This window comes from Paraburkholderia lebeckiae (assembly GCF_050436225.1).
GTDB lineage: Bacteria > Pseudomonadota > Gammaproteobacteria > Burkholderiales > Burkholderiaceae > Paraburkholderia > Paraburkholderia tuberum.
Genome location: NZ_JBNDLU010000001.1, coordinates 2,793,171 through 2,819,695, shown reverse-complemented (window position 1 = coordinate 2,819,695; position 26,525 = coordinate 2,793,171). Strand labels below are relative to the sequence as shown.

At 62.7% G+C, this 26,525-nt stretch carries 25 protein-coding genes and 1 pseudogene; 11 read left to right on the top strand and 15 right to left on the bottom strand.

Annotated elements, in window-relative coordinates:
• Positions 1-649 precede the first annotated feature (649 nt).
• Positions 650-805: pseudogene (locus OKW45_RS13245) on the top strand (division/cell wall cluster transcriptional repressor MraZ); the annotation flags it as partial.
• A 1,214-nt stretch (positions 806-2,019) separates the two neighbouring features.
• On the opposite strand, the gene OKW45_RS13240 reads toward OKW45_RS13245, so the two are convergent.
• The 3 genes from OKW45_RS13240 to OKW45_RS13230 all read right to left on the bottom strand — a co-directional run bounded on the left by OKW45_RS13240 (position 2,020) and on the right by OKW45_RS13230 (position 3,942).
• Positions 2,020-2,538: a hypothetical protein gene (locus OKW45_RS13240; protein ID WP_184004560.1), complete on the bottom strand. Its 519-nt coding sequence runs from the start codon at positions 2,536-2,538 to the stop codon at positions 2,020-2,022.
• A gap of 245 nt (positions 2,539-2,783) precedes the next feature.
• Complete coding sequence (locus OKW45_RS13235) at positions 2,784-3,263, bottom strand: nuclear transport factor 2 family protein (RefSeq protein WP_429468707.1); 480 nt, start codon at positions 3,261-3,263, stop codon at positions 2,784-2,786.
• A gap of 13 nt (positions 3,264-3,276) precedes the next feature.
• Entirely contained in the window at positions 3,277-3,942 is a 666-nt protein-coding gene (locus OKW45_RS13230) for a TetR/AcrR family transcriptional regulator (protein WP_429468705.1), read from the bottom strand.
• Between the two features lie 123 nt (positions 3,943-4,065).
• On the opposite strand from OKW45_RS13230, the gene OKW45_RS13225 reads away from it, so the two are divergent.
• On the top strand, positions 4,066-4,716 hold the full coding sequence (locus OKW45_RS13225) for a YceI family protein (RefSeq protein ID WP_018424028.1): 651 nt from the start codon (positions 4,066-4,068) through the stop codon (positions 4,714-4,716).
• Between the two features lie 41 nt (positions 4,717-4,757).
• Here the strand turns inward: OKW45_RS13225 and tdh are convergent, their stop codons facing one another.
• Both tdh and OKW45_RS13215 read right to left on the bottom strand, forming a co-directional pair.
• Entirely contained in the window at positions 4,758-5,789 is a 1,032-nt protein-coding gene (tdh, locus tag OKW45_RS13220; RefSeq protein WP_429468702.1) for an L-threonine 3-dehydrogenase, read from the bottom strand.
• A gap of 28 nt (positions 5,790-5,817) precedes the next feature.
• Positions 5,818-7,023, bottom strand: a complete 1,206-nt coding sequence (locus OKW45_RS13215) for a glycine C-acetyltransferase (RefSeq protein WP_018424026.1) — start codon at positions 7,021-7,023, stop codon at positions 5,818-5,820.
• Positions 7,024-7,160: 137 nt separating this feature from the next.
• Here OKW45_RS13215 and OKW45_RS13210 point away from each other — a divergent pair, with 137 nt between their 5' ends.
• The 3 genes from OKW45_RS13210 (at position 7,161) to OKW45_RS13200 (ending at position 9,472) form a co-directional block, all read left to right on the top strand.
• Positions 7,161-7,808, top strand: coding sequence for a helix-turn-helix domain-containing protein (locus OKW45_RS13210; protein ID WP_018424025.1), 648 nt, complete (start codon positions 7,161-7,163; stop codon positions 7,806-7,808).
• A gap of 67 nt (positions 7,809-7,875) precedes the next feature.
• Positions 7,876-8,274, top strand: coding sequence for a DUF2471 family protein (locus tag OKW45_RS13205; protein WP_429468699.1), 399 nt, complete (start codon positions 7,876-7,878; stop codon positions 8,272-8,274).
• Positions 8,275-8,389: 115 nt separating this feature from the next.
• Positions 8,390-9,472, top strand: a complete 1,083-nt coding sequence (locus tag OKW45_RS13200) for a tyrosine-type recombinase/integrase (RefSeq protein WP_429468697.1) — start codon at positions 8,390-8,392, stop codon at positions 9,470-9,472.
• A gap of 69 nt (positions 9,473-9,541) precedes the next feature.
• On the opposite strand, the gene OKW45_RS13195 is transcribed toward OKW45_RS13200, so the two are convergent.
• Together OKW45_RS13195 and OKW45_RS13190 are read right to left on the bottom strand one after the other, a co-directional pair.
• Positions 9,542-10,771, bottom strand: coding sequence for a DNA-binding protein (locus OKW45_RS13195; RefSeq protein WP_429468695.1), 1,230 nt, complete (start codon positions 10,769-10,771; stop codon positions 9,542-9,544).
• Between the two features lie 1,270 nt (positions 10,772-12,041).
• Entirely contained in the window at positions 12,042-12,440 is a 399-nt protein-coding gene (locus tag OKW45_RS13190; RefSeq protein WP_429468692.1) for a hypothetical protein, read from the bottom strand.
• A 355-nt stretch (positions 12,441-12,795) separates the two neighbouring features.
• Between OKW45_RS13190 and OKW45_RS13185 the strand changes: the two genes are divergently transcribed.
• Positions 12,796-14,145 carry a replication initiation protein gene (locus OKW45_RS13185; RefSeq protein WP_018424020.1) on the top strand — a complete coding sequence of 450 codons (1,350 nt, stop codon included), beginning with the start codon at positions 12,796-12,798 and terminating at the stop codon, positions 14,143-14,145.
• Positions 14,146-14,203: 58 nt separating this feature from the next.
• On the opposite strand, the gene OKW45_RS13180 is transcribed toward OKW45_RS13185, so the two are convergent.
• On the bottom strand, positions 14,204-15,259 hold the full coding sequence (locus OKW45_RS13180) for a ParB/RepB/Spo0J family partition protein (RefSeq protein WP_018424019.1): 1,056 nt from the start codon (positions 15,257-15,259) through the stop codon (positions 14,204-14,206).
• Between the two features lie 24 nt (positions 15,260-15,283).
• The gene (gene parA, locus OKW45_RS13175) at positions 15,284-15,946 is read right to left on the bottom strand and encodes a ParA family partition ATPase (protein WP_013092840.1); all 663 of its coding nucleotides are present in this window, start codon (positions 15,944-15,946) and stop codon (positions 15,284-15,286) included.
• A gap of 728 nt (positions 15,947-16,674) precedes the next feature.
• Between parA and arsC the strand changes: the two genes are divergently transcribed.
• Positions 16,675-17,034 carry an arsenate reductase (glutaredoxin) gene (arsC, locus tag OKW45_RS13170; protein WP_018424018.1) on the top strand — a complete coding sequence of 120 codons (360 nt, stop codon included), beginning with the start codon at positions 16,675-16,677 and terminating at the stop codon, positions 17,032-17,034.
• A gap of 54 nt (positions 17,035-17,088) precedes the next feature.
• Here the strand turns inward: arsC and OKW45_RS13165 are convergent, their stop codons facing one another.
• Positions 17,089-18,072, bottom strand: a complete 984-nt coding sequence (locus OKW45_RS13165) for a sulfonate ABC transporter substrate-binding protein (protein WP_429468689.1) — start codon at positions 18,070-18,072, stop codon at positions 17,089-17,091.
• A 248-nt stretch (positions 18,073-18,320) separates the two neighbouring features.
• Between OKW45_RS13165 and OKW45_RS13160 the strand changes: the two genes are divergently transcribed.
• Both OKW45_RS13160 and OKW45_RS13155 read left to right on the top strand, forming a co-directional pair.
• On the top strand, positions 18,321-19,697 hold the full coding sequence (locus tag OKW45_RS13160) for a GntT/GntP/DsdX family permease (protein ID WP_429468686.1): 1,377 nt from the start codon (positions 18,321-18,323) through the stop codon (positions 19,695-19,697).
• Between the two features lie 33 nt (positions 19,698-19,730).
• Positions 19,731-19,976, top strand: coding sequence for a DUF1272 domain-containing protein (locus tag OKW45_RS13155; RefSeq protein ID WP_429469383.1), 246 nt, complete (start codon positions 19,731-19,733; stop codon positions 19,974-19,976).
• Between the two features lie 24 nt (positions 19,977-20,000).
• Here OKW45_RS13155 and OKW45_RS13150 read toward each other — a convergent pair whose 3' ends face one another.
• Both OKW45_RS13150 and OKW45_RS13145 read right to left on the bottom strand, forming a co-directional pair.
• On the bottom strand, positions 20,001-20,213 hold the full coding sequence (locus tag OKW45_RS13150) for a zf-HC2 domain-containing protein (protein ID WP_184004605.1): 213 nt from the start codon (positions 20,211-20,213) through the stop codon (positions 20,001-20,003).
• A complete protein-coding gene (locus OKW45_RS13145; protein WP_018424014.1) occupies positions 20,194-20,802 on the bottom strand; it encodes an RNA polymerase factor sigma-70 in 609 nt (202 codons plus the stop codon). Before OKW45_RS13145 ends, OKW45_RS13150 begins: the two co-directional genes overlap by 20 nt.
• 465 nt (positions 20,803-21,267) lie before the next feature.
• Here OKW45_RS13145 and OKW45_RS13140 point away from each other — a divergent pair, with 465 nt between their 5' ends.
• Positions 21,268-21,402: a hypothetical protein gene (locus tag OKW45_RS13140; protein WP_018424013.1), complete on the top strand. Its 135-nt coding sequence runs from the start codon at positions 21,268-21,270 to the stop codon at positions 21,400-21,402.
• 154 nt (positions 21,403-21,556) lie between these two features.
• Here OKW45_RS13140 and OKW45_RS13135 read toward each other — a convergent pair whose 3' ends face one another.
• Positions 21,557-21,772, bottom strand: a complete 216-nt coding sequence (locus OKW45_RS13135) for a hypothetical protein (protein ID WP_026226445.1) — start codon at positions 21,770-21,772, stop codon at positions 21,557-21,559.
• Between the two features lie 290 nt (positions 21,773-22,062).
• Here OKW45_RS13135 and OKW45_RS13130 point away from each other — a divergent pair, with 290 nt between their 5' ends.
• A complete protein-coding gene (locus OKW45_RS13130) occupies positions 22,063-22,617 on the top strand; it encodes an NADPH-dependent FMN reductase (RefSeq protein WP_184004610.1) in 555 nt (184 codons plus the stop codon).
• Between the two features lie 103 nt (positions 22,618-22,720).
• Here OKW45_RS13130 and OKW45_RS13125 read toward each other — a convergent pair whose 3' ends face one another.
• Entirely contained in the window at positions 22,721-23,890 is a 1,170-nt protein-coding gene (locus tag OKW45_RS13125) for a hypothetical protein (protein ID WP_429468683.1), read from the bottom strand.
• A gap of 238 nt (positions 23,891-24,128) precedes the next feature.
• Positions 24,129-26,423, bottom strand: a complete 2,295-nt coding sequence (locus tag OKW45_RS13120) for a hybrid sensor histidine kinase/response regulator family protein (RefSeq protein WP_429468680.1) — start codon at positions 26,421-26,423, stop codon at positions 24,129-24,131.
• Positions 26,424-26,525: the final 102 nt, after the last annotated feature.

Here is a 26,525-nt window from a genome sequence, read left to right as displayed (position 1 = left end):
TCGGAATCTCGGGCCAGCGGTCACAACGTGCGCTGTGCGGTAAGCACGCCCGTCCCTGACCCCTGCTGGTAAGGGCCGCCCGGTACGTGAATGCAATTTGTTGCGAACGTCTACAATTGACTAGGTAGGAAACGTTACGCACGCAGATACCACTCACCGGGAAACGCGCTTTAGGTTCAGCTCACCATTCCCAACACTGAGGAGCATTTCTTGGGATTGCTCAGCCCGGCATTTTTCGCTCTATCAGATTGTGCTAAGAGATTCCCCTAGAACTCCTCACCATACCTATCGGCTGCGCCTGATTCTCGTGCAGTCATCGACTGCCTCTTGCGAACGACCTCCCGGAATGGCTCACCGTACCGGCGCGGGAAGGTTTGATCGGGCGCGGCGCGCTCACCGATTGACAATCGCGCATGGCCTCCCGAGACGACTCACCGTATGGAGAGTGAAGACCGGACCCGGGTGCCGCTCACCAATTGATATCTCGAATGGTCTCCTGGAACGGCTCACCGTACAGGAGAGTAAAGGTTTGATCGGGTGCGTGGCTGGCTGAAGCTCATTCGCGAGACATTGGGCCTCACCGAGCGGCAGCCGGCCGCGCGACAGGGCATCTCGGCTTCGACCTTGCACAAGAGCAAGCAGGCGGAAGCGGATGCAGATATCGCCGGAGTTGCGCCAGGCGATGGCGGTATCGTTGGAAAAAGAGGTCATGTTGCTCGGCATGGGTAGCCATATCGAGCCGTGGGATGCGAAAATCCACGCTGCCCGCGAACAGGCGGCGAGGTCGCAGGGCATGCCGGAGGCATCGCTTCCCCAGACCGGGTTTCACTCAGCCCTCTGCACCAGCCGGCGCTTCCGGTATCTGCATCCCAGTCAACGTCATCACAAATACGGGCGCTCACGCATACGGTGAGAGAATCCAGGAGATGCTCATCATCTGCGAACTGTACGTTGTATCTGACACGAGCCCTCACTCACACGCACGGTGAGCAATTCCAGGAGGTGACCGGCAGCTGCGAATGGTGCGCTGGATCTGACACGAGCCCTCACTCACACGCACGGTGAGCAGTTCCGGGAGATACCCGACAGCTGCGAATGGTGCGCTGGATCTGACACGGGCCTTCATGCACACGCACGGTGAGCAATTCCAGGAGGTGCCCGGCGGCAGCTGCGAATGGTGCGCTGGATCTGACACGGGCCTCCACGCACACGCAGGGTGAGCAATTCCAGGAGGTGCCCGGCAGTTGCGAACGGTGCGCTGGATCTGACACTTACCCTCACTCACACGTACGGTGAGCAATTCCAGGAGGTGCCCGGCAGTTGCGAACGGTGCGCTGGATCTGACGCGGGTCTTCACTTACGTGTACGGTGAGCAATTCCAGGAGGTGCCCGGCAGCTGCGAACGGTGCGCTGGATCTGACACGGGTCTTCACTTACGTGTACGGTGAGCAACTCCAGGAGGTGCCCGGCAGCTGCGAATGGTGCGCTGGATCTGATACGGGCCTTCACTCACACGCACGGTGAGCAATTCCAGGAGGTGCCCGACAGCTGCGAACGGTGTGCTGGATCTGACACTTACCCTCACTCACACGTACGGTGAGCAATTCCAGGAGGTGCCTGGCAACTCCGAACGGTACGCTGGGTCTGACACGGGTCTTCACTTGCATGTACGGTGAGCAATTCCAGAAAGGTGCGGACGCCGGAAACTAAACGGGGAAATTAGTTTCAATTGTTTCAACAACGTTGGCCTATACTCAACTGTGGTTTAGGCAAATGTTTGGTGGTAATCATGCTCGACTTCGCGCCTATTCGAGATCGCTGCTTTGATTCATCGGAGGCCAAAAATTCCGGCCGAATAAGGGAAGTCGCGACTGTCTTTCGGATAACCAGGTAAATGACGTGCACAAATCCGCTGTTCTTCGACATCACATCCCCGCCCAGCAAGGCAAGTCGCAACTTTATTGCCAAAAATATATGACTTCCCGCAAGTCGCAACTTTTTTGACAACGCTCAGCTCTGTCAGAACTTTACCTTCAGCTGGAATCCAATCGTAAAGGGCAGATTGTCCGATGGGATCGGCGGAATGACGATGAAGTTCGCGCCGACGCGCTTGTATTCGAGCATCACGATCGGCGCGACCACCGGGCCGATCGTGTGATTGCTGCCGAGACCCCAGTTGCCGTAGTTATAGCCAGAGATGATCCCGCCGATCGCCGCGATCCGAACGATGCCCCAATGCGCGAACTCCGGCGCCCACACGCCGCCGCCGTAGTAGGACGGCCGACGCAGCGAGTTGCGAAAGCCGCCGGCCGTCAGCGCCCACTGGTTGTTCAGCCAGCATTCGACGCCAAGCCCGGGGTTGAACTGCTCGAAGTGCGTATCGGGATCGGGGTTGATGTGATACGAGCCGAGCATCGCGTCGACCCATACACCGCCGTCACACCAGTTGCCCGCGTGCGCCGCGGAGACCGCCGCGAAGCTGGCGAAAAGCGCCACCGCGGCGCGCCGGATATTCTTGTTCATCTGCCTGAAGTGCATTTCTTCTCCGTCACCGGTCGAGCGCCGGTGTCATGGTGTTCTGGCGATCCGCGTGCCGCCCGTCGCGCACTGTACCTGAAGCCGTGCGGTCGATGTTGAGGACTCGCTCGGCCGGGCACGCGACGTGCCCCCGCAGCCGGAACCGCCACGATAACGGAGAACCGATGGCGCCGTGATGAACAAGCGGTGAAGAAGTTCGCGGCGCGCATCGGGTGCGCCGCCGTCGATGAATGTGGTGGGAACGTCTACAGACCGAGATCGGACAGGCTGGGGTGATCGTCGGGCCGCCGGCCGAGCGGCCAGCGATACAAGCGGTCGGCTTCGCGGATCGGCAGGTCATTGATGCTTGCGTGACGATGCGCCATCAGACCATGCTCGTTGAACTCCCAGTTCTCGTTGCCATACGAGCGGAACCAGTTGTTCGAATCGTCGTGCCATTCGTACGCGAAGCGCACCGCGATGCGATTGTCGGTGAACGCCCACAGCTCCTTGATCAGCCGATAGTCGAGCTCCTTCGCCCACTTGCGGCGCAGAAAGCCGACGATCTCCGCTCGGCCATGCACGAATTCGGCGCGGTTGCGCCACACGCTATCCGTCGTGTACGCGAGCGATACGCGCTCGGGTTCGCGGGTGTTCCAGGCATCTTCCGCGGCGCGCACTTTCTGGAACGCGGTATCGCGAGTGAATGGCGGCAGCGGCGGGCGGGCTTCGATCGTATCGGCCATGATGGTTCCTCGGTCAGGTTATGGTGCGCCGCGATGGCGGCCGTTTGGTTGCGGCAGGTTTCGCTGCCGCATCGAGCAAGGTCTTGCCAACCGCCTGCGCGTCGAGCGCCGCATCGGCTTCGCCGCTCACGAGCGCCACCGCGATCGCGCCGTCGAGCAGCACGAGCCATTGCCGCGCGAGCGGCGCCGCGCGACGCGCATCGATTTCGGCTTCCACGACGAACGCGTCGCATTCGGCACGCACGAAACCGAGCAGCCGTGCCTTGTGTTTGCGCGCGACGACGCGGATCGGATCGTCGGCGGATTCGATTTCGCCGGCCGCGTTCAGAAACGCGCAGCCATGAAAATCCGCCGATGCGAACCACTCGCGCAGCACGTCGAACATGCCGAGCAGGCGTCTGCGCGCGCCCTTGCCGCGCCGTTGCGTGCCGGCGATAAACCAGTTCATCCAGCGCTCGTCACGCCGTTCGAGCGCGGCCGCGATTAGCGCATCTTTCGACTCGAAATGCGTATAAAAGCTTTTGCGCGCGGTGCCGGACTGCCGCACGATCGCATCGACGCCGGTTGCATGGATGCCGCCGACGTAGATAAGCGCCTCGGCGGCATCGAGCAGGCGTTCGCGCGCCGTGCCGGGCTGGGCCGCGTCGTTCGGGACAGTCGGAATCGTTTCGTGTGTCATGGACGAAAAGGTAGAACGATCATTCTCCCTCGTCAAGTTTTTCTTCGCCCTGCGGCACTGTGGGTGCGCTTGCTGCTATCTTGATGGCGATCGCTTGATCACCGCTCAACCGGAATCGCTTCGATGAAACCATCCTCCGTTCGCACCGCGTGGGTACGCGCGCTGCTCGGCGCAACGCTGCTGGGCGCGGTGGCCTGCACGCCGATCCAGGTGCTCACGCATTCGGTCAGTCAGAACGAGGCGCGCGTGCCGCCCGGACGCTACGACATCGATCAGGACCATACGAGCATCACGTTCGATATCGATCACTTCAAATACACGCGCTTTACGATGCGTTTCGATCGCAAGCAGGGGGAACTCGACTGGAACGACGGCGGCCTCGACCGCAGCACGGCGTCGGTCGCGATCGACGCCGCGAGCATCGACACGAACGTGCCGCTGCTCGACAAGATGGTGAAAAGCGACAGCATGCTCGACGTCGCGCGCTATCCGCAGATCCGCTTCGCGAGCACGCGTTTCGAGCGCACCGGCGAAGCGCGCGGCACGCTGAGCGGCGATCTGACGATCCGCGGCGTCACGCAGCCGGTCACGCTCGACGTCACGTTCAACGGCTTCGCGCCCGATCCGCTGACGAAGAAGGACACGCTTGGCTTTTCCGCGGACGGTCATTTCAGCCGCGCGAAGTTCGGTCTATCTACCTGGTATCCGGCCGTCGGCGACGATATTCACGTGCGCATCCAGGCCGAGTTCGTGAAAACGCCCGCAGGCGCGTAAGCGCGCTGCGGGCGTCAGCGTTCAGGCGGTGAGGTGCCGACTCAGGCAGAGGTCCAGTCGAGAATCACCTTGCCGCTTTCGCCGGAGAGCATCGTCGCGAAGGCTTCCTGATAGTCGTCGACCTTGAAATGGTGGGTGAGGATCGGCGACAGATCGAGGCCGCTTTGCAGCATCGCGACCATCTTGTACCAGGTCTCGAACATCTCGCGCCCATAAACGCCCTTGATTTCAAGGCCTTTGAAGATCACCTGGGTCCAGTCGATCGCGGTTTGCGCGGGTGGAATGCCGAGCAGTGCGATCTTGCCGCCGTGGTTCATCGCTTCGAGCATGCCCGTAAACGCGCTCGGCACGCCCGACATTTCGAGTCCGACGTCGAAGCCCTCGGTCATGTGCAGATCGTGCATCACGTCGCGCAACGATTCGCGAGACACGTTCACCGCGCGCGTCGCGCCCATCTTGCGCGCGAGTTCGAGGCGATAGTCGTTGACATCGGTGATCACGATGTTGCGCGCGCCGACGTGCCTGGCGATCGCCACCGCCATGATGCCGATCGGCCCAGCGCCGGTAATCAGCACGTCTTCGCCGACGAGGTTGAACGACAGCGCCGTATGCGTCGCGTTGCCGAACGGATCGAAGATCGCGGCGAGATCGTCGGAGATTTCAGGCGGGATCTTGAACGCGTTGAAGGCCGGAATCACCAGGTATTCGGCGAACGCGCCCTCGCGATTCACGCCGACGCCGATCGTGTTGCGGCACAGATGCCGGCGGCCCGCGCGACAGTTGCGGCAGAAGCCGCAGGTGATGTGTCCTTCGCCCGACACCCGATCGCCGATCGCAAAGCCGCGCACTTCCTGCCCCATCTCGACGATTTCGCCGACGTATTCATGGCCGACGTGCATCGGCACCGGAATCGTCTTCTGCGCCCAGTCGTCCCACTTCCAGATATGAATGTCGGTGCCGCAAATCGCGGTGCGCGTGATGCGGATCATCACGTCGTTATGACCGACTTCGGGCTTCTTCACGTCGGTCAGCGTGAGGCCCGGCCCGCGTTCGAGTTTTGCCAATGCTTTCATCTGCTTCTCCATTCGAATCACGCGGCGATCACGCGGTGATGACGCCGAGCTCGCGACCGACGCGCGCGAACGCCTCGACGGCACGGTCGATCTGCTCCGGCGTGTGCGCGGCGCTCATCTGCGTGCGGATGCGCGCGCGGCCACGCGGCACCACCGGGAACGAAAAACCGATCACGTAGACGCCTTGCTTCAGCAGCGCATCGGCCATCTTTCCCGCGAGTTGCGCGTCGCCGAGCATCACCGGAATGATCGGATGTTCGCCCGGCACGAGCGTGAAGCCGAGCGCGCTCATCGCGCGGCGGAAATGCGCGCCGTTTTCGCGCACGCGTGCGCGCAACTGCGCGCCTTCATCGCTGGCGAGCAATTCGAGTACCTTCAGCGACGCCGCCGCGATGCTCGGCGTCAGCGTGTTCGAGAACAGATACGGGCGGGAGCGCTGGCGCAACAGCTCGACGACTTCCTTGCGCGCCGCGACGTAGCCGCCCGATGCGCCGCCGAGCGCCTTGCCGAGCGTGCCGGTAATGATGTCGACGCGCGCCATCACTCCGCAATGCTCGGGCGTGCCGCGACCGTGTTCACCGATGAAGCCGACCGCGTGCGAGTCGTCGACCATCACCAATGCGCCGTACCTGTCGGCCAGATCGCAGATGCCGGCGAGGTTCGCGATGATGCCGTCCATCGAGAACACGCCGTCGGTCGCGATCAGTTTGAAGCGCGCGCCCGCCGCATCGGCTTCCTGCAGGCGCGCTTCGAGATCGCCGAGGTCGTTGTTCCGGTAGCGAAAACGCTTCGCTTTGGACAGCCGCACACCGTCGATGATGCTCGCGTGATTCAGCTCGTCGCTGATGATCGCGTCGTTTTCGTCGAGCAGCGTTTCGAACAGGCCGCCGTTCGCGTCGAAGCAGCTCGAGTAGAGAATGCAGTCGTCGGTTTGCAGGAACGCGGCGAGCGCCGCTTCGAGTTGCTTGTGCACGGTTTGCGTGCCGCAGATGAAGCGCACCGACGCCATCCCGAAGCCGTCGCTGTCGAGGCCTTGCTTGGCGGCTTCGATCAACCGCGCGTCGTCGGCGAGACCGAGATAGTTGTTTGCGCAGAAGTTCAGCACGTCGCTGCCGTCGGCAAGACGCACGTCGGCCGACTGCGGACTCGCGATCACGCGCTCGCTCTTGTAGAAGCCGTCGGCGCGGATCTGGTCGAGGGTGCCGCGCAAATGGGCAAGGTATTGGTCACGCATGAACGGGACTCCTGAGAGTGATGGCGCCCGCATTCGCATGCGCGCGGGAAGGGCGGCCTGTTATAGTCGGTTGTCAGCTTTATCGGATATTTTCGTTTTTCCGAACTAAAATCCGGTATATCGAACAACTCTAAACGATGGGTCAGGAAATGGCAAGTTCGGGTACACGCCGCGCCGCGGCCAATACGGCGCCCACCTCCGCCAGCGCGGCATTACCGCCGAATGCGGCGATTGCTGCGCCGCCGCGCGTCGGCGAACAGATTCAACGGCTGCGCGCCGGGCGGCGCATGACGCTCGACGATCTGTCGCGCGCGGCCGGCGTGTCGAAATCGATGCTGTCGGAAATCGAGCGCGACAAGGCCAATCCGACGATCGCGGTTGCATGGCGGCTGACCAATGCGCTCGGCGTAAGCCTCGATTCGCTGTTTGCGGCGCCGAAGTCGCCCGAGGCAATCGCCGTTTCCGGACCGCACGATATTCCTACGCTAAGCGGTCATGAAGCGAAATACCAGTTGCGTGTGTGGGGACCGATCGAGCTGGCCGGCAAGTTCGAGTGGTACGAATTGACGCTGCGGCCAGGCGGGGCCCTCGTGTCGAACGCGCACGAGCCAGGCACGCGCGAGCATCTGACCGTACTGCACGGCTCGATCGAAATCGAGGCGGCCGGCGCGACGAAGCGGCTCAAGGTCGCAGACACCGCGCGCTACGTCGCGGATGAACCGCATGCGATCCGCAACGTCGGCAAGAGCGAGGCGAAAGCGCTGCTGGTTGTGATTCACGGCTAGGCCGTTCGGCCAGGTTGCGCTCGATACTGTATGTTTGTACAGTATCAGGTGTCGATTGGAGCCGAGAATGAACAACCTGAAAACCGACCCTACCGATCAAACTCTCGCCGCGCTGCGCTTCCAGACCGCCGCGCGCGATCTCGAACATATCGTGCGCAGCATCGCCGCGCGCTACATCGTCAAGCAGGTGCCGCTCACGTGGCGTCTGCTCCATGCCATCGAAGCCGAGGCGCTGGCCGATCTCGGTTTTGCCGGCCGGCACGACGCGCTGATGCTCGGGCTGTTCCAGCGCCCGTCCGATCTGCCTTATCCAGAAACCGATGACGGCGTGGATTTCGGCACCTCCAATGCATTGCCCGCCGTCCTTGCGTTTGCCGTCAATGCGTACGAGGAAGCGGCGCGCCGGGCGGCGCTGCCACGGCCGGCCGATGCGCCCTTAAAGCGCGCCCGGGCGTGGGGCGGCTAATGGCGGCGCCACCTCGGGATGGCTCCGATCCTCATCCATTCCTCGCGGTCGGCCTTGCGGCGGTCAGCGCCTACAATACGCGGACCAAACGGTGCAACTAACGGAAGGATTGCTCATGTCACCTCCTCATCTGTCCGACCCCGTTCCCCGTCCCGCGCCCTCTACCGATCTGTTCGATCAGCAACGCGAAGACTGGCGTCGCGACCCGCAGGTCGCGTTCGATGCGTGGCTCGCGAAGCAGCACTTCCGTCGCTCTTCGGCGTTGGTCTATCAGGCGCAGTGGGGTCAGTTTCTCGATTGGCTTGGCGCGCGGCAACAAAGCCTCGCGACGGTCGACACGCCCGCGATCGCCGAATTCGTCGCCAGCCTCGCGATTCGCAGAACGCAGCGGATCCGCTATTTGCGGCTTATCGAGCGCGTGCTCGATCACGTGCGCGAGATCGAATCAGCGTCGACCAACCCGGCTCGCTTCATCGCTCAGGACGGGGAAGCCGCGTGGCGCAATGCGCGCGACAATGAGCCGACCGGGTTTCTCACGCATGCGGAACGCACTGCGTTGATCGCACGGCTGTTCGCGCCGTTGCCGGCTTTGTCGACCGCGCAGCGCTGGAGAGAGCGACGCGATCGCGCGTTGATCGCGGTGTTTCTGGGCGCAGGACTGAAGACGGGCGAAGCGGGAGCGCTTACGGTTAGTTGCGTAAGAGAGGGCTCGCCGTGGGTCACGATCGAGTCCGCGAATCCAGTGCTGACGCGGCGCACGCGACTCGCGCCGTTCGCAACGGCGATTCTCGACGCCTGGCTAGCCGAACGCCAGCTGATGCAACTGGCCGGCAAGCTTGTGTTTCCCGCATCGCCGTCGGGCAGGCCGATGCATAAGGCCACGATGCTGCGCGCGGTGGATGCGCTCGTCGATGCAGCGGGGATTGCCACATCGCGCCAATCGCGCGCGAGTCCGCAGACCTTGCGCAACACGTTTGCGGCGGATCTTTTCGAAAGCGGGGTGGAGGCCGAACAGGTCGGACAATGGCTCGGCTTCGTGCAGGCGGTGTCCGCGAACCGGCTATATCGCGCGTGGCAAACGTGGATCGATCAGCAGGATTCGCCCGCGACAGAGGAGCCGGATCCAGCTTCGGCGCCGTTGGCCGAGCCCCGCCGTGACGGGCGTTTGACGCGGAAAGCGGGAGCCGGCGAGCCCTGAAGAACCTCACCGTCGCGGTCCCGAATTTCCTCACCTTTGAGTTTTTTCCGTTGGATTGGCCGCCTCTGGTTAACGCATCGCGTGGACAGAGCGGGACGACGGCGCGGTGGAGCCATCGTTCGACAGGAACTGGTTCACCGCCGCGAGCCTCGATTCGCCGAGGCCGGAAGAGTGCTCGCATTCCGGGCACAACAGTTCGAAACGGTGATCGACCTGCGACAGCTCCGGCTCACCTTCCTCGCATTTCGGGCATTTCGCGGGCAGCGTCACGTGGCCGTCAGCCGCAGTGCCGATCATGCTCAACTCTTTGCTCGTGAGCCGCCCCTCAGTAACCAGCGAGCACAGCAGTACGGCGATGGCCGGATCGATGCCCTGCTGGCCACGCAGCGTGGCGACTTCTTTCGTCAGCGCGTCGACTTCGTCCGACTGCTCGCGCAGCTGCGCGTCGAGCCGATCGGCGCGTGCCTTGGCGGCGGCAATCTGCTGAATGAACTCGAATTCCTTGCGGCTCGCGTCACGCACGCCGGACTGATACGTCGCGGCCATGCTACGCAGCGAGTCGAGTTCGACCAGCATCGGCTTGACGCGCCGCTCGGCTTCCGCGACCGCATCCTTGATCTGCTGTGCATAGTGCTCCGTGCTTTGCCGCAATTCGACGTGCAACGCGTCGATCCGGTCGCGCAACGCAGCATTGGTGGTCTGTTCGTTTTCGAGCCGTTGCCGCAGCGCCTCGTTCTCCTGGTCGAGCCGGCGCGTGGTTGCCTGCATGCCTTCGAGGTGAACGCTGCCGTGCGTAGTCGCGCTCGATAACTGGGTTTCAAGTGCGCGAACCCGCTCCCACGCGGCTTCGGCGCGCGCTTCGCTGCGCCTGATGGAGTCGTCGGCCGCATCCCGACGAATTTCCGCCTCGCGTACGCGCAGATCTGCGGCACTGATCTGCGCGCGGATCTCCTCGCGTTCGCCATCGAGCGACGCTTTGGCCTGCACGACCGCTTCTTCGAATAGCGCGCCCAGCAGTTCGCCGGCGCGATCTTCGAGTGCCTTTGGTATCGCGCCCGCTCCGACCTTGACCCGCGATACGCTGCGGATGCGCTCCCAGAAATGATCGATGTCCTTCGGGATGTCGCTCGCGCTGCCGGTTTGCGTGAGATCGCGAACGGCCGCCATCGATGGTCGGATGCCGAGATCGAAAAAGAGCCGTTTGCATGCATGCAGCGACAGATCCTGGCGGCGCACGCCCTGCGCACGCATTGATTCAAGCTCGTCGCGAATGGTTTGCCGCTCCTGATCCAGATTCATGTTTACCTCGATGTGGCTCGAATTGGATGGATCATAACAATTTACGTAGTGTTTGCTACCAATCTATCGGTGGCGAAGGGATTGGCGCATACCGACAGGCTTTTGCGTGCAAATCGCGATAGTAAACATGCGCGGACCGTTTTTCTCCGTGAAACAAAACGAAGAATAGCTAATAAGCCCTTGTATTAGAAGAATTTTGTTTGGTTCTCGCATGATCGCGCACTGTTTCACGATTGATCGGCAATGGCTGCGTGGTGTTGGGCCCGTGTTTCAGGGGCTCGCGGGTGCAAGGCTTGAGAGTAATAAAAATAAACACCTTTGAACCCTTGTTAAAAACGTTAACGACTCGGCAAACCCTTATCTGGCAGGGCTTTCAGCCCAGCAAGGTGAAGCTTTGCGGGAGACGTGGTGAGGGTCTGCGGGAAACACGAGTGATGGGGTCCGGGAAGCTCGGTGAGCGGCTCCGGGACGGAACGTGAGCGGGTTCAGGAAACGCCGTATACGTGGGGTCTGGGCAAAGGTGAGGTTTTGCGGGACTTCGCAGCCGCGAAGCGCCCGACAGTCCTCGAAAGTGTCTGTTCGGTTTGGCCAGCAGCAAGGTGAGGGCTTTCGGGAGGCTCGCGAGCGTGGTTTTTTGCCGGTTTTTTGGGGTGGATAACCGCTTTGGTGAGCCGTGGCGGGAGAAAACGTGAAACGAAGGTGAGATTTTTCGGGACGCGGGGTCCAATTTTGCTTTCTTTTTGAGCATCCAGACTACTGAGGTGAGGTTTTACGGGAGCCAGGATGGATTTCGACACATCGATTGCCCGAAAGACTGGTCGGCGGGAACCGCTGGCGAGTGGAAAGGTGAGGGGATTCGGGGAACTGGCTTATCAGCTAGATCCGCGAGCTGATTTGGCCGGTGATTTCGTCAAAGGTGAGGCTTTTCGGGAAGGTCTGGATAGGGTTCTGCGCGTTACGGTGAGGAGATTCGGGACTGAAACGCGGGTTATCGGCCGGAGATGCCCGGCAACTGGCGATTTGCGAGCGTAGGTATACCGAGTCTCTGATTGCAGAGGTGAGTTTTTCCGGGAGATCCACGGGACACAATGAAAGTGCTGCGGTGCGAAAAAACGGGCTTAAGGTGAGGTTTTACGGGGACACCCGGTGGTTCAAATGCTCGATGGGATTATCGCAAGTCACGGAAATCATTGGTTTTTTGCCTGTCCGCCAGCAAAGGTGAGAGTTTTCAGGAGTTCTTTGGGAGGGGGCGCCGTGGCCTCCGTAAACGTCAAAAGTGAGGCTTTTCAGGAGATTGCATTGGAGAAATGCGGTACTGGCGCGGCATGAGCGCGTGTCGTGTTGTGCCGTTCCGCGGTGCTACGGTGAGGTTTTTCGGGAGCATCGGAGCGGTGAGGATTTGCCTGTGGTTGGATCTCCCCTTTTTCGGCAGCTTCGGACGAAGCTCGAAGTCGAAACTGGTGGTTAATGCTGGCAGGTTCTCGGCGGTGAGGGCTGAATCGTCAGCGGAGGCACCAAGCAGCTCGAATGGCGCGCCCGACGATAGGAAGCTTGATGCACCGACAACAGGGCTGACGGGGCGCCTGTCGCTGGCCCACGCCGCGTAGCGGGTCCAATACCGTGCGGGCATTCCATCTATTGATCCGGACTGTGCGTCGGCCAGCAGCACGCGACGATCGACGAAACGATCGCGAGGCCGCACGACAAAGTCTTCACCCGCCCCGGACACCATCCGTTTGCACGAGGTTCTCGAAAAAATCCGCGAAAATTTTCGAGGTGAGGAGATTCGGGATCACATGCTCCCAGTTGCCGCACGCGGCGAAACGAGCCGGCTTCGCAAACGCCGCGACCGGCAAGGAGAGCCCGATCCTGGCGGCACGCACACGAGGTGAGGGTTTTCGGGAGTTGCTCGAGGTGAGTTGCGCTTCGTAAACTCGCTTCACCGGCAATGGTGAGATGGGCGCTATAGACGCATATCACCACAGCCGGTATGCTCTCGCGAAATCCCCTCCTCACCTCGACGCATGGCTACGAAGCGCGCGAAAAAGACCGATGTTGTCAGCCCGAGCTCGGCTGAGCTGCGCAAAGCCGTCGAGGCGATCGCGATCCAGCCCAAGAGCGGCAAGATCACGCTGCTCACGCGCAAGCTTTTTAACGTGTTACTCGCCGTGGCCCAGCAAGCGGATGAGTCGGGCGACACCTATCGGGCGCTTCTGTCCGATATCGTCGCCAATTCCGCGTTCGATTCCAATGACACCGCGCTCGTCAAGGAGCATCTGCGCCGCATGGTGTCGGTGCAGGTTGAGTGGAGCACCGGCACGTCGAGTCAGAAGCCTGGCCGCAAATGGGGTATTTCGACGCTGATCGCGGACGCGGAAATTCTCGAAGATCCGACCACGCGTCGCGTCTGGGTCGAGTTTTCGTTTGCGCCGAAGATCAAGAAGAAACTGCTCGATCCGGTTCAGTATGCGCGGCTGAGTCTGCAGTTCCAGAGTCAGCTGCGCAGCAGCGCGGGCCTCGCACTCTACGAGATCTGCGTGCGCTACCTGACCAACCCCAGCCACCTGACGATGCGCGAGACCTGGGAATGGTGGCGGCCGATTCTGTCGGGTACGCCGGATACCGAAGCCGGCGACGAGGCGAAGCGCGAGTATAAGTATTTCAAGCGCGACTACCTGCGCCCGGCCATCGCCGAGGTCAACGCGGTCACGAACATTTTTGTCGAGCTGATCGAGCATCGCGAGGGTCGGCGCGTCGCTGAAATCCAGTTCCGCGTGACCGAGCGCAAGCAGCCGATGCTCGCGCTCGACGAACATCCGAACGTGTTCGACAGCACGCTGGTCGACCGGATGGTGAAGATCGGCATTCCGCTCAAGGAGGCGCAAACGCTTTACGCGGACAGCGAGGAGAACCGGATCCGCGCGGCGCTGCAGATGACCGAGCAGCGTATGCGCAGCACGTCACTGCCGCCGGTGCGCAGTGCGCCGGCGCTGTTCAAGGATGCGTTGAAGAAAGGCTATGCGCCGCCGGTCGAGGCGCTGCCCGCGGGTGGCGGCACCAGCAAGGCCGCGGCGTCGCCGGCCGACGATCTGAAGGCGCGTCTGCTCGGCGAATACTCTGCTTACCGTCGCAAGCAGGCCTACGAGTTGTACAACGAACAGGGCGAGTCGGAGCGCGATATCGCGCGACAGTCGTTCGAGGAAGAAGAATTGCCGGGGCTCGGCACGCACATGCGCGACGACTGGCGGCGTCGCGGGCTCGAGTCGAAGATCGTCGAAACGGCGTTCTTCGACTGGCTCGCGCGCAGGACCTGGGGCGAACCGACCGACGGCGATCTGCTCGCCTTTACACTGAGCCAGTCGCGCGCGGCCTGATGGGTCGATAACTGCCTTTGAAATCCAGGCGGCGGTGCATGCGCACCGCCCTCACGTCTTACTTCAGCATCTTCTCGATCTGCCGCAGGATGTCGTCGCGCTTTTCACGCGTGAGGCCTTTCAGGCGCAACTCGAGCCGGTCGTCCCCATACGACTTCAGATCGCCGACCGACACACCACCAAGCTTGATTTCCAGACGTTGCGCGTAGCGCTGCCGGCCCGCCGGTTTGGCGCTTTCCTGCGAGGTCGCTCGGCCTTTGACGATGTCGGCGACCTGGCGTGTGCTCAGATCGTCGGAAAGGATCCGGTTGATCAGTCGCAGTGTCGCCTCCGCGCCGCGAGCCGTGTGGTAGCGGCCCACCTGATACGCCATGTTCGAGCCGAAGCGGTCAGGGCGCGCGACCATCTCCTGCATCACGGTTTCCGGGAGTTTGGCGATGGACAGCGCGACTGCGACCGTCGATTCGTCGAGGCCGAGATGTTCGGCCAGTTCCTTCTGGCTCTGGAAATGTCGCTCGTCGAGAAAGCGTCGCCACACGACCGCGTTGTCGAACACCGTCTGCGAGTCGCGCTGCACGTTGAGGTCGTAACCGAGCTTGTAGCTTTGGATGCCGATCGGCAGATCGATGACGATCGCTTTCACCGACTCCTTGTTCGCTTCTTTCAGCGCGCGCACGCGTCTGCCGCCGTCACTGACGAAGTAGGTGCCAGGGTTGTCATAGTCGGGAATGACGTGAATCGCCTGCTGCTGCCCCTGCTTCGCCAGATTGACGGCAAGCTCCGCAATCGACGACTTCACATAGAAGTGCCGTGGATTGAACGGGCTCGGCTTGATCGTTTTGAGCGCCAGTTCGACGATCTGGCCGGGACGATAGCCGTGCTCGAGCCTCCAGGCGCGGTAGGCCGCCGATTCGTTGTCCGGATCAGGAATCTCCGCGTCTTGCAGACGCGACGGCAAGACGCCCGGAATCGGACGCCCGGCGATCACGGGAGTTTTCGGCTCGTTTCTGACGAGGCCGTCGATCGCATTCAGACGGTCGAGCGCGGTGCGCTTTTCGCTGCTGGACGTGTCAGGACGTGCTTGAAAGCCTTTGGCGAACTGGGACGGTTTCATTCAGGGTCCTTTATGCGCATAAATTCACGGGAGCAAGGCGGCGATCTCGTTGGCGCACGCCCGTACTTCGAGTGCGGCGAGTTTCGCGCCGCGGTCGTTCATCTGAAGCACCGTTTGCCCTAACGCCATTGCCTGCTTGTAGGCTTCGCGCGTGGGAATCTGGGTCTTGAGGAGAGGGAAGCCGAGTTCTTCGAGCGCGCGCTTCAGTTCGCGCGTCAGCATCCGTTTCTCTTCAGTCTTGTTGAGCAGGAACACGGCTCGCAGGTCTTCGTTCATGACCTGCGCTTGCTGGACCAGCTTGACGAGGCCGATGCTCGACCAGTAATCGGCAGGGGACGAGGAAGTTGGGATCACCGCGACACTCGCCGCGAGCAGAACGACGCCGGAGACTTTTTCGGTGATGGACGGCGGGCAGTCGACGACGATGATGTCGTAGTCAGCCACAAACTTCTTGATCTCGCGATGGATCTGGCTGCCTGCTTCGGATAGGTTGACGACGGCGAATGGAATACCGATGTCGCCGTCGGAGGCAGCACTGGCCCAGTGAATCAGAGTGTTTTGGCCATCCGCGTCGACGACGAGAACGCGTTTGCCTTTCTCGTGAAATGCAGCGCCGAGATGCATCGCGATGGTGCTCTTCCCGACCCCGCCTTTCTGCTGTGTTACCGCGATGATTTCTGCCGCCAAATTTCACCTCCTTTTTTAGACGCAAATGGATTTTACCTGGTTGAATTGCTATTTCAAATGATTTGCGTAAGCGCGGTTCTTAAATTGGCCATTCGGCAAAGGGTTTATGCGCATAAAGAGGCACCGGACGTGTGCCCGGGTCTTGCGGGATATCAGAGCAAGCGTGGATTGGGGCTTAAGGGTTGCTGATCGCTGTCTTGCGGCGGCAAAGGGAAAGTAATGAGTGCTCGCGTACTGCGTGCACAGTCGTCGGTGACTGTTCGCGATTATTCTCGGGCCGATGTGCTGGGAAAAGGAGCGCACGCATCTGAGCGGCCAAAGGGGTGAGAGGCGCCAGACTTTATGCGCATAAAGTTCACGTGCCAATTGGCCCGGAGGGACGATTCGTCGTGAATTCGTCCGACACCGATTCTCCGCAGACATGGCGGCAAGCGTCAAGCGTGCGTCCGGTGCTTCATCAGCGGGGGATATAGGTTGTCGCTTGAATCGCGCCCGCGCGAGCGAATCGCAGGCGCGACTAGAACTCAGGGTGCCAGCATTAAACGGTTCCCACTCGCCCCGAAGGCGGCGTGGGTTTATGCGCATAAACCGACCCACCTCGCCGAGGGTTCAAACAACGCGGATGCCGCGCAGTCATCCCGCGCCACGTCATCAAGTCACCCGCTAAAATTCCCGAACCCTTCTAACCGTCACAGCAACCTTCAACGGCGTAAGCCCCGCATCCAGCCATGATCACCATCTACCACAACCCGCGCTGCTCCAAATCTCGCACCACCTGCGAACTCCTCGCGAACACCTACAACCCCGCAAACGAAGCGACGGAAATCGTCGAATATCTGAAGAAGCCACTCACCGTCGCAGAGCTTGAGAAGCTCAATGCTCAACTCGGCTGTCCCGTCCGCGAAATGATCCGCGATACCGAGGCTGAATATAAAGAGCTCAATCTTGCCGACACGTCGCTGACGGACGCCCAACTCTATGAAGCATTGGCGAAGCATCCGATTCTGTTGCAACGACCGATCGTCGTCAGAAACGGACGGGCTGTCATCGGCCGACCGCCGGAAAATGTCGCCGCGCTTTTCGCCTGATCGCGCAACCGTCGAAGTAAAACGATGTGGGCAATGCGGACTCGAACTGCTGCGCTAGGCTTTACCGGACAGCGCGGCATCCTTGGTCACGATCTTCGTCGGGATCAGATGCAGCTCGGTGAACGTATCCGCGATGCGCTGTTGTTCCGCAAGTACGTTCGCGTCGACGGGCTTGTAGATATGCGCGTAATGCCGCAAGCCTGATTCGATCACGCTCGCGTCGAGCCCTTGAATTGGCGCGAGTTGGGCGGCGGCCTCGCTGTAATGGCCGCGCACCCACTCCCCTTCCTTGCCGACTTCATCGATCACGATCGCAAGGACGTCGCCGTTCCGTTGCGCGAAGGGCCGCGCGCTCAGAAAGAACTGGTGGTGACTCACGATACCCTCGGCATCGGCGAGCTGCCGCGCGTTCGTTTGCCGCCTGGCGGCTTCGAGGAACGGATCCCAGATCGCCCACGCATCGACCGCACCGCGCTCGAAGGCCGCGCGTGCATCGGCGGGCGGCAGATACACGGGTTGGATCTCGCTGAACTTCACGCCGTTCTTCCGCAACGCGGCGACGAGAAACCAGTGCACATCCGAGCCCTTGTTCAGCGCAATCCTCTTTCCCTTCAAATCGGCCAAGGTTTTGATTGGCGCGTCCGGATGCACGAGGATGCCTTCGGCGTGCGGCGTCGGAATTTCATACGCCGTGTAGACGAAATTGGCACCCGCGGCCTGCGCGAAGACGGGCGGCGCTTCGCCCACATAGCCGAAATCGATCGCGCCGACGTTCAGCCCTTCCAGCAATTGCGGCCCAGCCGGAAACTCGGTCCATTCGACCGTGATGCCAAGTGGCGCGAGCCGCTTTTCGAGCGTGCCGTGCGCCTTCAGCAATACCAGGGTGCTTGCGGCTTTCTGATATCCGATGCGAAGTTCTTTTGCATGTTCATTGGCGGCAAATGCGGCGGTGGAGAAGACCGGCAACGCGGCGGCGGCCAGCGTTGCGCCTACGCCGGCCAGAAACGTACGGCGCGTCAGCAGCGGATCACGGGACATGAGAATACTCGTCGAAAAAGAATTTAACGGACGCCAAAATATGGTCCGATTGGCTCCGACGATAATTCGTCTGCGGGCCTGGACGAACCGATAAATTCGCATAAGCAAATCATGCGGCAGTCGCGAAGCATTGCCCAAAGCCCAACCTTTCCCCTCCCGCTACAATCGACCGGCAAAAACAAGCGGCCGCGACCACCAGCTCGCGGCTGCATCGATCGACTGCAAACGAAGAGAGGAAAAAAACCGCCGTGCCTGTAACGACAACGCTGACACCGTGGGCCGCCCACGACACCCAACTGATCCTGTCGTGCGCGCTTGGACTAGCACTGATCATCATCTTCATCAGCGTGCTGAAGCTCGCGCCGTTCCTGTCGATCCTGGTCGGCACCTTCGCGGCGGGCTTCACGGCCGGCCTGCCGCTCGAAGCAGTCGCGAGCGCGTTCAGCAAAGGCGCCGGCGCGTTGCTCGGCGACGTCGGCATCATCATTGCGCTGGGCGCGATGCTCGGTGCGTTGATGGCCGAATCGGGCGCCGCCGACCGGCTCGTGTCGACGATCCTCGCGCACTCGACCCCGCGCACGCTGCCGTGGATGATGGCCGTCGTCGCGCTGCTCATCGGCCTGCCGCTGTTCTTCGAAGTCGGCCTCGTGATGATGGTGCCGATTATCTTCGTCATGGCGCGTCGCGCGCAGCAGCCGATTCTGCGCATCGCGATTCCCGCGCTCGCCGGTATGACCACGCTGCATGCGCTGCTGCCGCCGCATCCGGGTCCGCTGATCGCGGTGAGCGCGTTGCACGCCGATCTCGGTTTGACGTTGGGCCTCGGCCTGATCGTGGCGCTTCCCGCTGTGGTCCTCGCCGGTCCGCTGTATGGCATCTGGCTGTCGAAACGCATGCACGTCGTCGAGCCTGAAGAAATGGGCAAGCTGTTCACCGCCGAGCAGAACGGCTTCGAGCCGCCGGGCTTCGCGATCTCTCTGATCACGATCCTGCTGCCTGTCATTCTGATGCTCGGGCGCACGGTCGCGAAGCTTCTGCTTCAGCCCGAAACGTTCCTCTTCAATACGCTGAATTTTCTTGGTGAGCCGCTGATCGCGCTAGGCCTCACCGTACTGTTCGCGGTGGTCGCACTGGGCTGGTCGCGCGGCATGGCGCGCGAGCGCGTCGGGGGCATTCTGCGCAAAAGCCTGCCGCCGATCGCCGCGCTGTTGCTGACGATCGGCGCGGGCGGCGGCCTGAAGCAGGCGCTCGTCGTCGCGGGCATCAGCACGACGATCGGGAAGATCGCGGTCGGCGCGCATATGCCGCTGATTCTGCTCGCGTGGTTGATCGCCGTCGCGCTGCGCCAGGCCACCGGCTCGGCGACGGTCGCCACGACGACGACGGCCGGCATCGTCGCGCCGGTCGTTGCGGGCCTCAGCACGACGCACAATTCGCTGATGGCGCTCGCGATCGGCGCCGGTTCGGTGTTCTTCTGCCACGTGAACGACGCCGGCTTCTGGATGGTCCGCGAATATTTCGGACTCCAGCTTAAACAGACTGTACTGGTGTGGTCGGTCTTGCAGACGATCGTATCGGTCGTCGGTCTCGCGTTGACGCTCGTGCTATGGAGCGCGTTGACGTGAGCACGGCGCGCGCGACAGCCTCACTCACTTGGGCTGCGTATCGACGCGCGCGCAGAGGAACGCGCGCGCAGAACCACGTTCTGCGAGGTCTGCGCGCTGACGAGGCTGCGCAACGTGTGTCCGAATTGCGGCGGCAATTTCGCGCATCGGCCGATTCGCACCCGCGCGCAACTCGCCAAACATCCGGCGCGTGCCGATGCGCACCCTGTCGGCATCGATGAAGCATCGCATGCTCGCTTTTTCGAACGCTATCGCGACGTGCCGATCGGCGAGCGCTGAACTGCGGTGTGGCAGAGCGGCAAATCACTCGTCGCCGCTCACCTTTCCATCCACGTTCGCCACTCCGCCCGCCACATGCGCGGCGACCCGCAGCAGGCGGATCTGTTTGCGATAGTTCCGGCACCCGCTGCAGGTCGGCAGATGCAGGCGGATCGCGAGCCATTCGCCAGTCGACAGGGAGCGGTCGAGCGCATCGGATAGCAGCCGCGTGATGTCCTTACATTTCCCCATTCGCATCCTCGCTGGATAGGCCTTTTTCGCTCAGGCACGTGCGCAGCCGCAGCCGCGCGCGATAGATCAGCACGCTGCAATGATTCGCGTTGATCTGCAGTTCGGCGCAGATCGCCGCGATGTCGAGGTCGAGAAACTCCCGCATCATGAACACGCGTCCAATGTGCTCGGGCAAATGCTCGAGGCACATCTCGAACAGCGTCCAGAATTGCTGCTGGCGAAATGCGGTTTCGGGTGTCGGCCACGGACGCGGTTTGGTTTCGCGCGACCAGTGGCCGTTGTCCTTGAAGAGCTCGCGATCGAGCAGCGCCTCGCCGTCGAGTTCGGCTTCGAGCGCCGACAGATTGACCGTGCGCTGGCGCGCGCGCAGCGTGTCGACGAGCTTATGGCGCAGGATGCCGAACACCCAGGTCTTGTGCTCCGACTGCGCGGCGAAACGCGTGGCCTGAGTCCACGCGGCGGTCAGCGCTTCCTGCACGGCGTCCTCGGCGGCCGCGGCATCGCGCAATTGCAGACGGGCGAAGCGCACGAGGTCACGCCGCAATTGGGCGAGATAGATGGGATCGTCCAGCGAGGGAGCGCCTGGCTGCGTCACGGCATGCTCCGTCGCTGCGCTGTCGGCCGCGGGCTGCGCTGCGCGTGTCGTCCTGAAACGTCGTGATTCATGAGCAGATGGTCGTCCTCGCACGGTTTGCGGATGCGTGCGCCATTCTCCCTCACGTTCCTGCCCTAGCGAATCGGTATTGAACATATGCCCCTTGGCAATCGATGCCCGAGGAGCTTCGTCGCGCGGCGCGGCCGCTTATGACACCGGAAATTAATTGTTGCAAGAAATGATATTTCGAGCCTGCGGGCGACAAGACGGTTGGATCGCCATACGGGCCGGTCAACGCGTCGCGGTCGACCACCAGTTCACCGCAACCGCACAATAGCGATTATTTCAATTTATAAAATAATGTCTTCTCATCTTCGCTGTTGGTGGACGCGGGCCCGCTCGCTATTCTTCACGCCATCGATCGCATCAGATCGCGCAACCAACACACAAACGAGGACGCACACCATGAAACGCATTTTCTCCGCCCTGATCGCTTCGGCCGCGCTGTTCGCAGCGGCCTCGGGTGTCGCTCACGCCGACGCTCCGGCTTCGACCTGCAACGGCCCGGCGTCGTACTGCAACGTATTTTTTGGCAACTGATCGCCACGTCGAAATGCGCAGCAAGGAAGCATGAGAAAAGGGCGCCGGCAACGGCGCCCTTTCGTATTCCAGTATTCAACATTCGGCCTGCATGGGGATACGGCGGCGTCAAGCGGCCCGTTCTAGCTACGGCCGACGGACAAACGCGCGAGTGCTAGCGGCTCGGCGCCTTCCCTCCGCCATCGAGTCCGGCGCCCGTGCGCCACACCTGTTTGCCTCGTTCCGACAACTCGCCGCAGCTATGCGTGGCGTCGGCTTCGACGCCGTCGACGGCCATCTCGCCGCCCGCCGGCTCCTGCGCGCGCTGCCGCGCTTTCTTGCGCGCGGCGACCGCTTCGTCGTGGGATTTTCCTGCGTAGTCGAGACTCATGATCCGGTCCTCCAGAATGTCGATGGTGTCCATTTGCCTCAGATCGCCCTGGCCCGAAGGCATGCTTGATTGACAAGGCAAAAGTCCCACTTATCCACAAGGTTATTCAGCGAATCTGTGGATAACTTTTCGAGCCGCGAGGTTATCCACCGACAGGTACCGCAAAAACCCTTCCCGATCCGCTATTACCTGGCCAAATTCGCCAGGGCCTGGGCGTTTCGCGCGGCTTTTGCCTATGATGGACAGTTCGTACTCTCTGCGCGTCGAGCGCCTTACCTGAGGAAGCGAACATGGCCTATCACATTGCAGTGGTCGTCGGCAGCCTGCGGCGGGATTCGTTCAATCGCCAGTTGGCTCAGGCGGTGATTTCCCTTGCTCCAGCCGATTTCACCTTCGAATACATCGATATCGGCTCCTTGCCACTGTACTCCCAGGACTACGACGCCGACTATCCCGAGGCCGGCAAGAAGCTCAAGGAGCGTGTGCAAGCCGCGGACGGTCTGCTGTTCGTGACTCCCGAATACAACCGCTCGATACCGGGCGTGCTGAAAAATGCGATCGACTGGGGTTCGCGGCCGTGGGGCACCAACTCGTGGGCCAACAAGCCCGGCGCGGTGATCGGCACCTCGGTCGGTGCGACCGGTAGCGCGCTCGCTCAACAGCATCTGCGCAACGTGCTCGCCTATCTCGACGTCGCGGCGATGGGGCAGCCCGAGGTGTTCATCAAGCACGATCCAGCGGTGATCAACGAAAAAGGCGAGATCGTCAACGACGGCACGCGCAAGTTCCTGCAGACGTTCATGGACCGCTACGTCACGTGGATCAAGCGGCACGGGGCGGTGTAGCCGAGCCTCGCGCCGCTGACCGCGTCCTGACCATCCGCCGAAGCAACGCGAACGCAGCGCGCGCCGCGTAAGGCGGCCGCGCTCGTGTCGCTCGGCGCATCGCCTACACGTGGTGATGGCCGGTCACCCGCTCCCAGCCGTGACGCACCGCGAGCTTGAAGCGCTCCCACGTGCTGTCGGGCGACGTGGTTTCCCAATGGCGGCGTGCTTCTGGCTCGATCTCATCCCACGGACGATTGCGGAATCGCGCGTCGCGAGCGATCTCCGCGCCGTAGCGATAGGCCGGCACATAGTCTTCATAGCGCGCGTTCGCGGCGGCGTACTGCTCGTCGTAGTGCGCGCGGAAATCTTCTTCGTATTCCAGATATTCGTTCGGCATCTGGGCGCCGGGACCGGTGCCCGGCTGCCCGCCTTCGGGGACGATGTCGGACGGCTGCATCACCGCGCCCGAACCTGGTACCGAGCCGGCGGCGATCGCGCTGCGTCCCGCATCGCCGGCGAGCGGATCGACGACGGGTTCGTTGACCGGATCGCTCATCGGCCGTTCGCTGATCGGCGGCGGCGCGAACGGCTTGGCGGCGGCGCCGATGTCCGGCGGCGGCATGGCGGTCAGCGGATCAGGGCGCGGGGTGGCGGGAGGGGGCATGGTGTCGGGTGCGCTCGTACCGGTCGCCGAAGTGGCGCCCGTCGCGCCGGCGATTCCGGTCGATTCGGTCATGGCCGCCGCACCCGCTGCGCCGCTGCTCGAACTCACGCCCGCCGCCCCCGGTGTCGCGGTGGTGTCGCGCATCCCGGGCGTCGCACCCGCCTCGGTCGTTACGCTCGACGTGCGCGGCGTTCCCGGCATCACCGCGCCGATGCCCAACTCATCGAGTATCGAGTGGTCGCGGGCGGTGGCGACCGGCGTGTCCGCTTCGGGCGGGCGGTCGCCGATATCCGTCGCGCCGAGCCGCACGAGCGTATTGCGCGCCAGCTCCGCATGCGACTCGCTCGCCGCGTGGACGCACACGAGCACCGCACCGCGCCGCATCGCCTCGGCGTAACGCGCAGTGTCCGATGAGCGCGGACCGGTCGAGAACAGGCTGGCAAGAAAGCGCTCGATATTCGCGAGCACGCCCGCGTTGGCGACTTCGCTGGTGGCCGAGCCAACCGAAGGTTCGGCGTTCGCCTGCAACTCGATCTTCTCGCGCGCAAAGCCGGTTTGCACGAGCGTGTCGCGGGCGGTTTCGGCCTGCATGTAAGTGTCGAATAAACCAATCACGGTATGTTGCATGGTTGTCTCCCGACATGTTCTGCTGGAACGGGCGGCGCTCGCGGCGTCGTCCCCTTGTCGTCTGCGGGCAAGCAACCTTCATGCCCCCGCATCGCCGCGCGGCGGCGCCGCGTCCCACGCGCGGCGCCGCGCTGCCCGGCGTGCTACGCATGACGCGGGCTCACGATGTAAAGAGCGCGGCGTGTAAGCGCCGCGCTTTTTACAAGGCCTGGTAAATGCCGCCGACATATCGTCGACATCAGGTATCGGCCGGATGGGTGGCGGTATCGTTGCTCGTTTGCACGGCATCGTGCTGGATCGTTTCGAGCAGTTGCTCCAGCAGTCCGATATCGAACGGCTTGGACAGCACGCGCACGTTCGCGTGCCGCGCGCGGTCGAGCTCTTCCGCGTAGCCGGTGACGAGGATGACCGGCAGCCGTGGGTCGAACCTGAGCACCGCTTCGGCCAGATCGATGCCGTTCATCTTGCCGGGCATGTGGATGTCCGACAGCACCAGATCGAACGGCAGCGGCTCGCCGGTGCTCGCGCGCTTCGCGCGGGCGTCGTCGAGTACACGCAGCGCCGTGTCGGCGTTGAACACGCAGGTGACCTGATGACCCATCATCTGCAGCAGCGCTTCGGTGCCGGCGGCGACTTCTTCGTTGTCCTCGACGAGCAGCACGCGCAGACCCTGCGGCACGCCGCTTTCGGTCGCTAGCGCTTCTGCAGGTCCGGCCGTGTGCGGCTCGCTCGACGCGCGCGGCAGATAGAGCCGCACCGAGGTGCCCGCGCCGATCGCGCTGTCGATTGCCGCGAGCCCGCCCGAGCCCTCGCAGAACGCGAAGACCTGCGGCAATCCGAGTCCCGTGCCCATGCCTTTGGGCTTGGTCGTGAAAAGCGGCTCGAACGCGCGCGCGAGCACGTCGGGCGCCATGCCGGCGCCGGTGTCCTCGAGCGACAGTTGCACGAACTCGCCGGTCAGCGGAAAGCCGTCCTCGTGACGGAACACGACATTGCTCGCGCGCACCGTGAAGCGCCCGCCGTTGGCCATCGCATCGCGCGCATTGACGGCGACGTTGATCAACGCGAGCTCGAGCTCGGCGACGTCGACGCGCACCGGCCAGGTATCAATGCCGCTATTGATCACGAGCGACACCTTCGCGCCGAGCGACGCGCGCAGCAGTTCGCGGCACGACGGCAGCCAGCGTTCGAGCGACAGCGTCTCGGTGCGCAGCGGCTGCTTGCGCGCGACGCCGAGCAGCTGCCGCGTCAGCGACTGGCCGCTCTTTAGCGCGCGTTCCATCGCCGACAGTTCTCGCTCCAGTCCGCCGACGCCGCGCCGTCGCACGATCTGCACGTTGGCCGACAGGATCATCAGCAGGTTGTTGAAGTCGTGCGCGACGCTGCCGACCAGCGTGCCGAGCGCTTCCATCTTGCGCGACTGGCGGTACGCGGATTCAATCGAGCGGCGCATCGATGCCTCGGCCTGCCAACGCTGCCACGCTTCCTCTTCGGCGCCGAGGCGGCGCAGCGACAGCCAGATCACGCACCACAGCGCGATCGACGGCGTGAACATCGACAGGACCAGCACGCTCAGGTGCTTGTACCAGGCGGCCCAGATCGCCGACGTGCGATAGCCGCACAGCACGTAGACCGGATACGAGCCGATGTGCCGGAAGGCGACGATCAGGTTGCCGCCGGCGAAGCTCGAGCGCATCCGCACGACGCCGGAGCGCTGCCCCTGCCTGACCGCTTCGGCGAACGGCGAATCGGACGCAAGCGCGGTCGGCTCGCGTGGGCCGCGCGGGTAGTGCGCGAGCACAGCGCCGTCGGTGCGCACGAGGCTCATGATGATTGGCGTAGCGTCGCTGCTGCCGAGCAACTCGCGATAGAACGCGTCGAAATAGCTGGGCCGCAGCGCGATCGATACGACGCCCGCGAACGAGCCATTGGGCGCCTGGCGCTCGACGCCCATGTTGAACACCTGTTCGCCGCTCACATGCCCCGTCATCACTTTCGACACGCGTTCGAGCACGTTGCCGTCGCGGATGCCGACGAAATCGTCGCGCTGGCCGATCGAAATTTCCGGCGACGGATACAGGCGGCTGCTCACGAGCAGCGCGCCCTGCTGGCCGAAGATCGACATCGAGGCCACCTGCGGATAGCCGCCGCCCATCGTGCGCAGCTTGTGGTGAATCGTGTGTTCGCGCGCGCGGATGCCGTCGTCGTCGAGGCCTTCGGTCAGATCGACGATGCGCGAGTTCAGCGTCTCGTTCATGTCGAACACCTTCAACGCGTGTTCTTCGGCGACCCGCACCGTGCGCAGCGCCAGATCGGTCGCGTCGGCCTCGCGCGAGCGCAGATCGGCGAATGCCATCGCCGCGACGTAGACGAACGGCAGCACGATCGCCGCGACCAGCAGCGCGATCAGCGTGATGCGACGCACCTGGAAATTCTGTTCCGGCACGGCGGGAAACGACGCGTCGTCCTGCTCGCGGGCGGGACGACGCGGAAGACGGCCCGCGCGCGCGGAATCGACCCGGTCTGATGTCATTGTCGTTGACGCGAAAAGTCGTTCGGATGTGGCAGCCCCGTATCGGGCCGTTGCCGGCACCATGCCGCCTTCTGAACAAGCATAGACGCAGCACGGAATAAT